General features: G+C 32.4%; 17 protein-coding genes. All 17 read left to right on the forward strand.

Annotation, left to right across the window (positions count from 1 at the left end; all coding sequences use genetic code 11):
* Positions 1 to 69 precede the first annotated feature (69 nt).
* The 17 genes from K8M07_RS06050 (at position 70) to K8M07_RS06135 (ending at position 13,571) form a co-directional block, all read left to right on the forward strand.
* On the forward strand, positions 70 to 624 hold the full coding sequence (locus K8M07_RS06050) for a sigma-70 family RNA polymerase sigma factor (RefSeq protein WP_223377006.1): 555 nt from the start codon (positions 70 to 72) through the stop codon (positions 622 to 624).
* Positions 625 to 664: 40 nt separating this feature from the next.
* Entirely contained in the window at positions 665 to 892 is a 228-nt protein-coding gene (locus tag K8M07_RS06055) for a DUF1659 domain-containing protein (RefSeq protein ID WP_223377007.1), read from the forward strand.
* 34 nt (positions 893 to 926) lie between these two features.
* A complete protein-coding gene (locus K8M07_RS06060) occupies positions 927 to 1,145 on the forward strand; it encodes a DUF2922 domain-containing protein (protein WP_223377008.1) in 219 nt (72 codons plus the stop codon).
* 64 nt (positions 1,146 to 1,209) lie between these two features.
* Entirely contained in the window at positions 1,210 to 1,353 is a 144-nt protein-coding gene (locus K8M07_RS06065) for a YvrJ family protein (protein ID WP_223377009.1), read from the forward strand.
* 63 nt (positions 1,354 to 1,416) lie between these two features.
* Positions 1,417 to 1,998 carry a competence protein ComK gene (locus K8M07_RS06070; RefSeq protein WP_223377010.1) on the forward strand — a complete coding sequence of 194 codons (582 nt, stop codon included), beginning with the start codon at positions 1,417 to 1,419 and terminating at the stop codon, positions 1,996 to 1,998.
* 60 nt (positions 1,999 to 2,058) lie between these two features.
* Complete coding sequence (locus K8M07_RS06075) at positions 2,059 to 4,269, forward strand: ATP-dependent RecD-like DNA helicase (protein WP_223377011.1); 2,211 nt, start codon at positions 2,059 to 2,061, stop codon at positions 4,267 to 4,269.
* A gap of 9 nt (positions 4,270 to 4,278) precedes the next feature.
* Entirely contained in the window at positions 4,279 to 4,944 is a 666-nt protein-coding gene (locus K8M07_RS06080) for a ComF family protein (protein WP_223377012.1), read from the forward strand.
* A gap of 12 nt (positions 4,945 to 4,956) precedes the next feature.
* Positions 4,957 to 5,373 (forward strand): TIGR03826 family flagellar region protein, encoded by a 417-nt coding sequence (locus tag K8M07_RS06085; RefSeq protein WP_223377013.1) that lies wholly within the window; start codon positions 4,957 to 4,959, stop codon positions 5,371 to 5,373.
* Between the two features lie 69 nt (positions 5,374 to 5,442).
* The gene (gene flgM / locus K8M07_RS06090) at positions 5,443 to 5,724 is read left to right on the forward strand and encodes a flagellar biosynthesis anti-sigma factor FlgM (protein ID WP_223377014.1); all 282 of its coding nucleotides are present in this window, start codon (positions 5,443 to 5,445) and stop codon (positions 5,722 to 5,724) included.
* A 12-nt stretch (positions 5,725 to 5,736) separates the two neighbouring features.
* On the forward strand, positions 5,737 to 6,207 hold the full coding sequence (locus K8M07_RS06095) for a flagellar protein FlgN (RefSeq protein WP_223377015.1): 471 nt from the start codon (positions 5,737 to 5,739) through the stop codon (positions 6,205 to 6,207).
* Between the two features lie 2 nt (positions 6,208 to 6,209).
* Positions 6,210 to 7,715 (forward strand): flagellar hook-associated protein FlgK, encoded by a 1,506-nt coding sequence (gene flgK / locus K8M07_RS06100; protein ID WP_223377016.1) that lies wholly within the window; start codon positions 6,210 to 6,212, stop codon positions 7,713 to 7,715.
* A 28-nt stretch (positions 7,716 to 7,743) separates the two neighbouring features.
* The gene (flgK, locus tag K8M07_RS06105) at positions 7,744 to 9,159 is read left to right on the forward strand and encodes a flagellar hook-associated protein FlgK (RefSeq protein ID WP_223377017.1); all 1,416 of its coding nucleotides are present in this window, start codon (positions 7,744 to 7,746) and stop codon (positions 9,157 to 9,159) included.
* Positions 9,160 to 9,444: 285 nt separating this feature from the next.
* A complete protein-coding gene (flgL, locus tag K8M07_RS06110) occupies positions 9,445 to 10,416 on the forward strand; it encodes a flagellar hook-associated protein FlgL (RefSeq protein ID WP_223377018.1) in 972 nt (323 codons plus the stop codon).
* A 101-nt stretch (positions 10,417 to 10,517) separates the two neighbouring features.
* Positions 10,518 to 10,967 (forward strand): flagellar assembly protein FliW, encoded by a 450-nt coding sequence (gene fliW / locus K8M07_RS06115; RefSeq protein WP_223377019.1) that lies wholly within the window; start codon positions 10,518 to 10,520, stop codon positions 10,965 to 10,967.
* A 2-nt stretch (positions 10,968 to 10,969) separates the two neighbouring features.
* Entirely contained in the window at positions 10,970 to 11,200 is a 231-nt protein-coding gene (gene csrA, locus K8M07_RS06120) for a carbon storage regulator CsrA (protein ID WP_223377020.1), read from the forward strand.
* A 262-nt stretch (positions 11,201 to 11,462) separates the two neighbouring features.
* On the forward strand, positions 11,463 to 12,635 hold the full coding sequence (locus K8M07_RS12790; protein WP_317845478.1) for a flagellin: 1,173 nt from the start codon (positions 11,463 to 11,465) through the stop codon (positions 12,633 to 12,635).
* Positions 12,636 to 12,722: 87 nt separating this feature from the next.
* Positions 12,723 to 13,571 carry a hypothetical protein gene (locus K8M07_RS06135; protein ID WP_223377021.1) on the forward strand — a complete coding sequence of 283 codons (849 nt, stop codon included), beginning with the start codon at positions 12,723 to 12,725 and terminating at the stop codon, positions 13,569 to 13,571.
* Positions 13,572 to 13,606 lie beyond the last annotated feature (35 nt).

The raw sequence follows: 13,606 nt of genomic DNA on the forward strand, positions 1-13,606 counted from the left end.
CATATTTCAAGTTAATATTAATTTAACCTAGGTAATATGGAAGGCGCCTTCCTCGTTGGAGGAAGTAGTATGTATGAGGAAATAGAAGATTTATTAAATTTAAGCAGAAAAGGTGATGTAGAGGCTAAAGAGACCCTATTGTTGAAGCTTAACCCATTAATAATAAGCTCTATAAGAAGATATTACAATAGGATAACTCAGTATGATGATTTGATTCAGGAAGGATATGAAACGATTTTAATAGCCATTGAACAATATGACCAAAGTAAAGGAGTTCATTTTCTAGGATATATAAAGATGATGCTAAAATATTGTTACTTAAACAAACATAAAGAAAAACAATTTCTTTCATTAAATGAACCTCTAGAAGAGGGAGAATTTATAGACTTACTAGAAGGAGATGAAAAAGAACCTATAGATGTCATGCTTGAAAAAGAAGAGATAAATATTCTATATAACAATTTAGATTGTCTTACAGAAAGACAAAAACAGGTAATTGTTGACTTCTATATAAACAATCTATCCATAGATAAAATTGCGAACAAAATGCAGATATCATATAGGACAGTAGTCAATACCAAAACGGTAGCAATAAAAAAATTAAGAAACATAATAGTAAAATAATCTACCTTCTTCTATATAAGGAACAGAAGGAGGTGGTAAGATGGCAGTCACAGATATTAAGGATAATGTAAGATTGAAGCTTGAACTTGATGTGGGATTAGATGGTAACAGACAGGTAATCAAATCCAAAACATTGTCAAAAGTAAAGACCGATGTATTAAGCGATGATCTATTTGCAGTAGCTGAATCCCTAGCAGGTCTTCAAAGTCTTCCTTTATACAAGGTAAAAAGGCTTGAAGAAATTGAGCTTGTAGATGAAGAATTATAATTTAATGATTAATTCAGCCAAAGGAGGTGATTAGGTGGATAAATCGAAATTGGAAATGGAGTTTCTGGATACAGCAGGTAAAAAATTCAGAATCAGCTTAGATGAGCCTAGAACTGATTTAACAGAAGCAGAAGTAAGAACGGCAATGGATGACATAATAACACGAAATGTATTCTTCTCTACTTCAGGAGATATTGCAGCAGTATCAGGAGCCAGGTTTATAACCACAACAATAGAAGAACTGGAAATATAGTAAGTTGACAGTTGATAATTATGGGCGCCTCCGGTTTTGTGCAACAAAATGAAAGGAGGTTATCATGGAGGAAATCTATACTCATATAGCTAATTTAGGTTTTCCGATAGTCATTTCTGTATATTTGTTGGTTAGAATAGAAGGAAAACTAACCCAGCTTACAGAGAGTATAAATGAGCTATCTAAAACAATAGCTAGTATGAAGTAAAAAATGAATCCCTTCTTGACATAGAACATATGTTCTGATAAAATATGTCAAGGAGGGATTTTTATGGATTTAGAGAAAATAATATCAGAGGAATTAATAGCCTTTTTACCAACCTATTTGGATATGAAAGGAAATTGTTCTATGTTGTATACAATACATGGGGGAACATATGAAGTTAATAAAACCACAAAAACTATAATGAAACAGTTGAGCAAATATTATCTGATAGATATAAAGAATGCAAGAAAATATTATGGAAATATATTAAATATCAAAAATCTAACACCAATTCCCTTTAATAAAGATAATATATTTATACCTGTAAAGGTAAGAAAGCCATTATGCAAAAATGATGGTGCACTTGGATATATAAATATAGGATATATCAAGGAGGTTTATAAAGTTAAAGGCAATACCATAGTATACCTTGTAAATGATAAAACTATAAGATGTTTAAACTCAATTGAAACTGTTAATAAACATATTAAGAATGGTTTTATAGTAAAGAGATTATGGCAGGAGAAGCAAAGAACGAGTACTATAAATGAAAAGGATATATACGAGGAATATGATAGGCCTGCTACCAAAAGGGATATAGCATTAATAATAAATGAAATAATTAAAATAAAGGCAAACATTAAATAATTTAATTGCATTTAAATTGTGATATAATAAAATCAAGATTATCAGTAGAGGAGAATTATTTTGTTAAGACTGGAAGGTACAGTAGAGGATATAATATTTAGAAATGAGACAAACACATATACGGTTGCGAACTTAGATACTCCAGATGGAAGAGCTACTATTGTAGGATATATACCTGTTATAAATATAGGGGAAACATTAAGAGCAGAAGGAGAATGGATATATCATCCTACATATGGAGAACAACTAGAGATATCTAATGTATCCATAGTCGTCCCATCTACTGTAAATGGGATAGAGAAATACTTGTCATCAGGCCTTATCCCTCATATAGGACCTAAAACTGCTAAGAAGATTGTAGAAAGGTTTGGTACTGATACTCTGGATATAATTCAATACAATCCGGAAAAATTAAAGGAAATAGAAGGAATAGGAGATAAGAAATTAACAAAGATTGTAAAAGCATTTGAAGAACAAGGAGAATTGCGGGAGGTAATGATATTCTTGCAACAATATGGAATAACTCCTAACTATGGAATAAGGATATATAAAAAATACGGAAAGGACACTATAAATGTAATATCTGAAAACCCATATAAACTTTCAGAGGATGTATTTGGTATAGGATTTAAAACAGCAGATAAGATTGCACAAAATATGGGCATTAGCATTGAATCACCTTATAGGATAGAGGGAGGTATAAGATATATTATAAATAAATTTGCTGGAAGTGGTCATACCTATGTGCCAAAGGAAGAACTAATAGAAAGCACAGGGAAAATGTTAGAAATAGAAGATGAATTAATTGAAAATTCAATAAGAGAACTAGCCATAAAAGGTATTATACATATACTAAGTATAGATGATGAGATCAGAGTATACTATACTCCTTTCCATGTAGCGGAGAGTAATGTAAGTAGAAAAGTAGTGGAACTATCTAGAGCTGAGCTAGATGACCTTGATATAGATGTTGATAAGGTAATATCTACTATAGAAGGACAAGAAGGCATAAGATTTGCGAAAAAGCAGATAGAAGCCATTAGGGAATCCATAAACAATGGAATGATAGTCATAACAGGAGGGCCAGGGACAGGGAAAACCACCATAATAAATGCCATAATAAAGATATTTGAAGATCAAGGATTAACGGTAAATCTAGCTGCACCTACAGGAAGAGCAGCAAAAAGGATGTCAGAGACGACAGGAGTAGAAGCTAAAACCATCCATAGATTGCTGGAATACTCCTATATGGAGGAAAACATGGTATTCGGATTGGATGAGGATAGTCCTTTGGATACGGATTTACTTATCATAGATGAAGCTTCCATGATAGATATATTACTGATGAATAGTTTGTTAAAGGCTATAACGCCAGGGACTAGGCTCATACTTGTAGGTGATATAGACCAATTGCCATCAGTTGGAGCAGGAAATGTACTAAAGGATATAATAAATAGCAATGCAATTAAGGTAGTAGAATTAAATGAGATATTTCGTCAAGCCGAAGAAAGCTTAATAGTAGTCAATGCCCATAAGATAAATAAAGGACAATTTCCCATATTGAACAAGGGAGATGATTTTTTCTTCATAAGAGAAAAGAATTCTAACAATACAGTTAATATAATATCGAATTTATGCAAGGAAAGATTGCCAAGCTATTATGGACTAAATCCTTTGAAAGATATACAAGTATTAACTCCTATGAAAAAGGGAGATGTAGGTATAAATGCATTGAACAAACATCTACAAGATGTATTGAATCCAAGATCTAAATTAAAAAAGGAAAAGACCATGGGGGATGAACTGTTTCGAGTAGGAGATAAGGTAATGCAAATTAAAAATAATTACACCACAGAATGGGAAGTCATAAAAGACGGTGAAGTTATAGAAAAAGGAGAAGGAGTATTCAATGGGGACTTTGGAATAATAATGGATATTGATGATGATAACAGAATAATGAAAATCCTATTTGATGATGAAAAGGAAGTAGAGTATAATTATAATCAATTGGATGAGCTAAAGCTATCCTATGCCACTACAGTACACAAAAGTCAGGGCAGTGAATTCCCAGTAATTGTAATGCCCATGCATTGGGGACCACCAATGCTTCTAACCAGAAATCTACTATATACAGCAATCACTAGGGCTAAGGAATTGGTGGTATTAGTAGGTGAAGAGAAGTATTTACAGGCTATGATAAACAACAATAGGATTACAAGGAGATATTCAAGCCTTGATTATAAGATAAGAAATATGTTGACCATGTATTAGGAGGAGATTATGGGAATTTTAAGGGATATGGGAAACTTATTATTTCAGGAAGAAAACACCTGTTTATTCTGCAAAGAAAATACTCCAATCAGTGAAAGCCATATCTGTAAAAATTGTAATAGTTTAATAGAATTTACACATAAGGAAATCGAACTACACTATTCTAACATATATAAGGCATATTATTCAGTATTGTACAATAGATTCATTAGAAAAAATTTACATGCATTTAAATTTGGAGGGAAAAGTTATCTATATAAACCCTTTGGAGAGATACTATTATCTACCATTTATGATAAAAGCATAGATCATAAGATAGAAGCAGTAGCTTATGTACCAACTAATAAAAGGAAAAAGGCTATAAGAGGATACAATCAATCAGAACTATTAGCACAATATATATCCAAAGAATTGGACAAGCCACTACTTAAAAATAATCTCATAAAGATTAAATGGACTAAAGAACAGAATAAATTGGGGAAAATTGAGAGAAAGAATAATTTAAAAGGTGCATTTAAAGTTATCAATGCAGAAGGTTTAAAAAATAAAGAAATTCTTTTAATTGACGATATTATTACCACAGGAACAACTATAATTGAATGCAGCGGTATTTTAACAGAAAATGGAGTCAAAAAAGTGTACGGTTTAGCTATTACTTCTAGTATGAAAGTATAAAGAGGTGAAAATATGGATGTAAGAAACTGTAGTCGTTGTGGGAAAATTTACGCTTATAATGGATTCAATATCTGTCCGGAATGTAGACGAGAAGATGAAGAAGACTTTAAAAAGGTAAAAGAATATATAGATGAAAATCCTAAAGCTAATGTAGCAGAAGTATCTGAAAAGGTAGAAGTGGATTCTAAAAAGATAATTGAGTTTTTGAGGCAAGGGAGATTGGAGATAAGAGAGGAAAGTAATTTAATTCTATCATGTGAAAAATGTGGTGCGCCTATAAGGACAGGAAGATTTTGTGAAAAATGCACTGTAAAAATGGAAAGGGAGTTCAAACGTTCCATAGGAGGAGGTAGGGATCCTAGAACTATTCAAAATGGAAGTGCTATGGAAAGGATTAGAGTTACAGATAGACATAGGAACGATAATTAAATAAAATGTTAAAGTATCACCTCGTTTTACCGATAATAATATGGAATAAGGGAGAGCGGGGTGATTTTTATGAAGATCAATAAAACAGATAAAATTATGAAGGTATATAATTCAGGGATGAATAAAAAAGTAAAACAAAAAAAGAACAAAATAGGAAAAGATGAATTGAAGTTTTCAGATAAAGCTAAGGATTTTAAAACAGCAATGAACAAACTAAAAGATATACCAGAGGTAAGAAAGGATAAAGTGGAAAAACTTAAAAGAGAGATTAAATCAGGCACATATAATGTAAAGGGCAAAGATATAGCAGAGAAAATGTATAAAAGCGTAAATTTTGATAAGAAAGTATAATGAGGTGAAGATATGACCTTTAAGGAAGAATTGATCAGTATTCTGAAAGAAGAACTAGAATGTATTAAATCTATAAAAAAGTTAACCTTTCAAAAGACGGATACAATAATAAACAGTCATGTAGAAGAATTGGAACAGATAACTAAAAGAGAAGAAGCGCTGATAAATAAAATGGCGCTGGCAGAAGAAAAAAGAATTAAACTGTTAGATACTTGGGGAGTAGATAAAAATACTCCTCTTTCAGACATAATAGATAAGATTGATGAGGAAAAAAAGGATATAATGGAATTAGGAGAAAAGTTGAGTAAATTATTGGCTGATATCCAATCTAGAAATAGCGTCAATAATGAACTTATAAATGAAAATCTACAATGGTTGGATTTTAACATTAATTTAATTACTCAAGCTGGAGCTCCTGCTACTTATGACAAGAAAAATAAAAAAGAGAAAACAAACAAGAATCTCTTTGATAGGAAGGTGTAATCATGGGTTTTGGAGGATTATATATTTCTATATCAGGATTAAATGCAAATAAAAGAGCATTAGATACAGTGTCTCATAATATATCCAATGTAAATAATCCATACTATGTAAGACAAAGTGTAATCCATGCAGAAAGCAGGTATTCTTTGGATATAATAAACGGATTGCAGACTGGCTCCGGAGTTGATGTACAACAGATTAGACAGATAAGAGATGAATTTTTAGATGCAAAGATTAGGAATGAAATGGCAGCCTATGGATATTATAATGCAAAGTCAGAAATACTTGGTGAAATAGAGATAATATTTAACGAAATAACCAGTAGTGGACTTCAGAATGTAATGGATGATTTTTGGAATGGTTGGGCTGAGCTATATAAAGAACCAGACAGTCTAACCATAAGAGGATTACTACATGAAAATGCAGTGGCATTTACCACTACAGTAAATCATATAAGCACTCAATTGGACAATTTACAACTCAATCTAAATAGGGAAATGCTAAATAAAACAGAAGAAACAAATGTAATCTTAGAGGAAATAGCGGATTTAAATAAGAAGATTAAGCTAGCAGAAGGATATGGTAAAAACATATCTGCTAATGACTATAGAGATGTTCGTAATGCAAAATTAGATAGATTATCAGAGTTGATACCAATTACACATTATGAAAATCAATATGGTGAGGTAGTAGTGTCTCTTAATGGTAGAAGTTTAATAAATGGAGACTATTTTAATCCTATAGATATACAATTAAACGAGAAAGGCCATGGAGAAATTTATTGGTCAGATACAGGAGATAAAATTGAATTAAACGGAAGAGGAGAACTAGGTGGATACATAGATGCAAGAGATGAAGATGTGGTGAAATATAGGGAAAGATTGAATATATTAGTAGGAGAACTAGCATCGAGTGTAAATGCACTACATAAGCTTGGTGCGGACTTGAAAGGAAATAAGGAAGGAGAGGACTTCTTTAAAATTACAGATCCCAGTGATCCAGCAGCCACAATAAAAGTAAATGAAAAATTGAAGGACTTTAGTAAAATAGCAGTATCAGAGTCAGGAGCTGAAGGAGATGGAGAAATAGCAAAAGCTATATTGGGTTTAAGAGATGTAAATTTATTTAAGGAATACGATGAATATGATCTCGGTGAAGATGGATATATATATAAAGACTTAGAATTAGGAGAAGGTTCAACTATTGAAACTGTCCTTAAAGCTATAGCAGACAAAGAAGGTTCCATGACATTGGATGGATTCTACAGAGATTTAATCTTAAATTTAAGTTTAGATAGACAAGCATCAGAATCTATGGCAGACAATCAAGATATGTTAATAAGACAAATAGACGGAAGAAGGCAAGAAATATCCGCAGTTTCATTGGACGAAGAAATGGCAAGCATGCTAAAATATCAACACTCCTACACAGCAAACAGTAGAGTAATAAATGCTATAGATGAGATGATAGAAAATATAGTGAACAGGATGGGAGTTGTAGGAAGATAAAATTTTTATGAAGGGACTGAGTAAATAAATGTTTGGATTTAATACAGCCGTACAAGGCCTATTAGCAAGTCAAAGATCCTTATATATAACAAACCATAATATAAGCAACATGAATACCGAAGGATATTCAAGGCAACAAGGAGCTCAAAGAGCTACAAATCCACAAAGCCTACCGGGAATAGGCTTTTTAGGAACGGGTACTGAAATCTATAATGTGGAGAGAATAAGGGATTCATATGTAGATTTTAAATACTGGAACGAAAATGCTTCTACAGGTGAATGGTCAGTAAAAGTGGATACTTTAGGTGAAATGGAAAAGCTGTTTGGAGAACCATCCGATAGCAGCTTTAGACAATACTTAGATGATTTTTATACTGCATTGGATAATATGAGCAAGAATTCTTCAGATTCTTCCTTTAGAGAACCAGTTGTAGAAAATGCTTTAGCCTTGACTAAACACATTAATGAAACAGCAAAAAGGTTACAAAATTTAAGAGAAGAAACTGAATTTTCAATAGAAACTAAGATAGAAAATGTAAACAGTTTGGCAAATCAAATAGCCTCGTTAAATAGACAGATATATTCAAATGAGTTGGATGGAAGACCAGCCAATGATCTAAGGGATAGAAGAGAACTATTGGTAGACAAGCTATCAAAGATAGCAAATGTTAAGGTTGATGAATCTAAAGATGGTAAATATAGAGTAAACATAAGCGGAGTATCTATAGTAGACCATATTGATGTAAATGAGATAAGTTGGAGTAAAAATGAAGATAAACTAAGTCTACAGTGGAGCAACGGAAGTGAAGTAAAGATAAAATCTGGAGAATTAAAGGGAGTATTGGACTTATACAATGGAGATGGACAAAATAGTACCTATAGAGGGATACAATACTATCAGGATAGATTAGATAATTTTGCAAAAGGATTTGCTGAAGGATTTAATGAACAGCATAAGTTAGGATATGGATTAAATGGTGAAACAAATATAAACTTTTTTGTTGGAGATGGAGGCAATACTAATAATATTACTGCTATAGATATAACTGTATCTGAACAAATACTAAATGATTTAGATAATATAGCAGCAGCAAAAAATGCAGGTGGTAGTGCGGAAGACAATGGCAATCTGTTGGAATTAATAGATCAAAGGGACAGAGGAGAACATTTTGGTTTTAACAGTAGTCCAGATGATTTTATAAAATCCATAATGTCAAACCTAGCGGTGGACAGTATGCAAGGCCAAAGAATGCATGAATCACAGAATCTAATACTTAAAAATATAGAATCAAAAAGAAACTCCATATCAGGAGTATCCTACGATGAAGAAATGGCAAACATGGTAAAATTCCAAAACACCTACGTAGCATCAGCTAGAATGATAACAACAATGGATGCTGTAATGGATGTGACGATAAATAGATTAGGATTAGTTGGACGATAAACCAATGAGGCGAGTCACGACATATTTAGAAAGAACGTGCCTCCAATTCAAGATTCGTGAAATATTACGACACAGAAAAAAATAGGTTTGCGAAGACCGCTATTGCTATAATACACAGACCAAACGATTTTTTTCAGTCGGATACTTCTACAAATCTTTCATAAGTTGGTGCTTATCTTTCTAAATATGTCTTAGTAAGGATAGGTTCCTATGTCTATTTGATTTTAAGACAGAAAATGGCACTTTGTTTTATCTAAAATTTTTACGAAGGGACTGAGTAAATGAATGAGAGTAACTAATAATATGCTTATAAACAATATGGTTTATAATTTAAATCAAAACCTAAAAACAATGGAAAAGCTTCAATATCAACAAGCTACAGGTAAGAAATTTAGAGTACCATCAGATGACCCTATAGGAGCTAGCAAAAGTTTGAAATTCAATACGGATATATCAAAATTAGAACAATACCATAGAAATGCAGAAGATGCTATGTCCTGGATGAATGATACAGAAGTAGCTTTAGGGGAAATAGGTGAAGTACTAAAAAGAGCATATGAATTGACAGTAGATGCAGCAAATGGAACAAAAGAAGGAGAAGATTTGAAGAAGATAAAAGAAGAAATTGACCAGTTGAAAGATCATCTAGTACAAATAGGAAATACCACATATGCTGGAAGACATATATTCAGTGGGTACAAGACGGATATGCCTTTATTCAATGAAGATGGCACATATAATTCTGATTTTACAGGAGACTTACAACTAGGGGAAGATGAAGTTGTTACTTATAATGTTGGAGTATCTGAAACGGTAGAAGTAAATATAGTAGGAATGAAGGTATTTGGTGTAGGTGAAGTGCCAGAGAAACCAGAAGATTTTGAAGATGCTTTTTCTGGTCATACAGGAGATGGTGGTGATGCAGCTACCTTAATAAAAGTTTTTGAAGACTTATCCACTGCTTTAGAAGAAAATAATACCGAAGATATTCAAACTGCCATAGGAAATCTTCAATCAAGTCAAGAACAGGTCCTATCCGTAAGAGCAGAAGTAGGGGCAAAGATGAATAGACTTGAACTAACTGAGAAAAAGTTAGGAACACAAATAAATAATGTAAAAGAACTATTATCATATAACGAAGACGTGGATATGGCGGAAGTAATCATGAACTTAAATGTAGCTGAAAATGTTTATACATCTAGCCTAATGACTGGAGCAAAGATTATTCAGCCAACTTTGGTTCAATTTCTAAGCTAGATAAGGCATAAGCAAAGCTTACGCCAATTTTGAATCAAGACAAAAAAGACCTAAATAACTGTGTACTGTGTATTATGAACTGAATAACGAGGAGGAACACCATGAAGCTTCATACAACAAATTTTGGTTTAATTGAAATAGATGAAGAGAAGATTATCAATTTCCCCGAAGGATTATTAGGATTTGAAGATGAAAAACAATTTATAATAATAAACAGTGAAGATGAGGACAGTCTATTTCAATGGCTACAATCAGTAAATAATCAGGAATTAGCCTTTGTAATAATAAACCCCTTTTTTGTTTTCCCAGACTATGACATAATAATACCAGAAACGGCTCAAAATAAATTAAAGATAAAGGATAAACAAGACATAGGAGTATATACAATAGTAGTAGTCCCAGAAGATATGGAAAAAATGACAACCAATCTATTAGGGCCTATTATAATCAATATTAAAGAGAAATTAGGGAAACAAGTAATATTAGATGACGATAGATATACAACAAAGCATTATGTTTTCAATCAAAGTGTAGAAGGCAGGGGTGAATGAATATGCTAATACTTACGAGAAAAAAGGACGAATCCATTATAATAGATGGAAATATTGAAGTAAAAATTATGGAAATTGAAGACGGAAAGGTAAGAATTGGCATAGATGCACCTGAAAACATTGATATTTTTCGGAAGGAATTGTATAAGTATATTGAAGATGAAAATATTGAAGCATCAAAATCGAAGTTAAGTATTGACGAAGTGAATCGATTATTTAGAAAAAAGAAGTAATTGAAGCCAACTCAGAACTAGTATACATGTTATTTGACAACTTGGATGATTCTTGGAAATGAAAGAAAAATTTTATATAAAAGTACTAAAGTTATTGGACAAGCATCCGATAATAGTATTGAGAAGTAGAACTTCTCAAAATTGTGAATTAAGAATTGTAAATTGTAAATTAAATTCACAATTCAACATTCAAAATTTAAAATTCCGCCCTACGGGCGGCGGCATGGATGCCAAATAATAAAAATTCAAGGAGGAATTAATAATGAGAATTAACAACAACTTAATGGCTTTGAACACCCATCGTCAGTTGGGAGTTACAAACAATGCTTCAACAAAATCAATGGAAAAATTATCTTCAGGATTTAGAATCAACAGAGCTGGAGATGACGCAGCAGGACTTTCTATATCCGAGAAAATGAGAGGGCAAATTAGGGGTCTTAATATGGCTTCTAAAAATGCTCAAGACGGTATTTCATTGATTCAAACAGCTGAAGGTGCTTTAAATGAATCACATGCTATACTTCAAAGAATGAGAGAGTTAGCAGTACAAGCAGCTAATGATACTAATGTTGAAGTTGATAGAGATGCACTTCAAGCAGAAGTACATCAACTATCCGCTGAATTAACAAGAATTGCTGAAACAACTGAATTTAATACACAAAAATTATTAGATGGAGATTTTAGTGATAAAACTTTCCATATTGGTGCAAATGAAGGTCAAAATCTTCAGTTAAGCATTGGTGAAATGAGTGCGGATGCTCTGGGAGCAGGGTTTGTAGAAGATGTAGATATAACAGATACGGCCGCATTGACAACTTTGGCTGCAGATACAAGTTATACAGTAGTAAGATTTGAAGCTGTAGATATTACAGATGGAGCTGATCCTGCTGTAACTGTTGTTACTGGAGCACAATATGGTCTTGCAGATGCTGATGGAGAAATAGTTGCTGTTAGTGCCGATGGAAAGGCCTTTACTGAATTAGATGAAGCAAAAGCTGTAGACAGTATTGAAGATGCGACTATAGGAACTGCAAATCAATCAATTACTTTTACCAATGAACTTAGTGCAGGTGTAACTGTAGAAATTTCAGGGGCAGCTGATGATGGTTCTGCTGTGGCAACTGCAACTGGTGGGGTTAGTATTTCCAGTCAAGAAGTAGCTGGTAAGGCTATAACAACCTTTAATAAAGCTTTAGATTCAGTTTCATCTGAAAGATCTAAGCTAGGAGCATTGCAAAATAGGCTAGAGCATACAATAAAGAACTTAGATACATCTGCTGAAAACTTACAAGCAGCTGAATCTAGAATTAGAGATGTAGACATGGCTAAAGAAATGATGGAGTTTACTAAGAACAACATCCTTCAACAAGCAGCTCAAGCTATGTTGGCTCAAGCAAATCAAGCACCTCAAGGAGTTCTTCAGTTATTAAGATGATTGAATCTCTAGTAATAACAATAGAGGGTCAGGGGATTTTTTCTCTGGCTCTTTTTTAAAATATCGATGTTAAAAGGTGACCTGAATATGGATAAAAGTTGGAAAGTTAAGGGGTTTATCTTATCTGATGCAAAGTTGGAACACAATGTGACTATAGATGGTTTTCTATTTGATATAGTGGATAATAAAACATATGTAGAAATAGATGTAATTGGAGATTCCACAGAAGAAGCAAGAGAAATTGTTTTAAGTAAATTTGAAAACTTGTCTGGATTTTTATCCTTTGTGGTAGATTCAAAGTTCAAATTAATTATTACTGACGTAATTCAAATTGTTCATAAAGGTGAAAAAGGATACGGAGAAAAAGATCTGTTATGTAGACTGGCAATACCTAGGAAGGTAACGAATCAAGATATAGGGAATGCTAATCAATTACTTAAAGAGAGCAGATATTTAGATAAAATAACTAGAACTGCAATCAAATACTATGAGAGAGGTATAAGGATAGAGCCATGGTATACAGAGGCATTTATAAACTATTTTAAGATAATTGAGCTAATATCAGATAAATATCTAGATGAAGCAAAACAAGAAAAAGAAGAAGAAAACAAAACAAAAATGGAACAAAGTATTTCTAAAATAGTAAAAGAGATTAAAAGTAAAAAATATGATAAAGATGCTATAATTAAATCAGCAAAAGACATATACGAGATAGGCAAAGTTGAAAGAAGAAGGAGAATAGAACTAGCAGCAACTGATTTAGGGGCAGAAGAATTTACCATAGATGATATAAAAAAATTGGTAAACATTAGAAATAAAGTTTCAGCGCATGCGAATAGTCAATTGGAATTGATTAATGGAGATCAATTAATTCTATGTAAATCTTTTGCTAAAAAAATATTAAGTGGATATATTCAAAAACAAATTAAAGATTAATGATAGGAAGTGTTTAATTTTATTGCTAAATTGCT

Origin of the sequence: Schnuerera sp. xch1 (assembly GCF_019931165.1) — a bacterium.
GTDB lineage: Bacteria > Bacillota > Clostridia > Tissierellales > Tepidimicrobiaceae > JAIOUP01.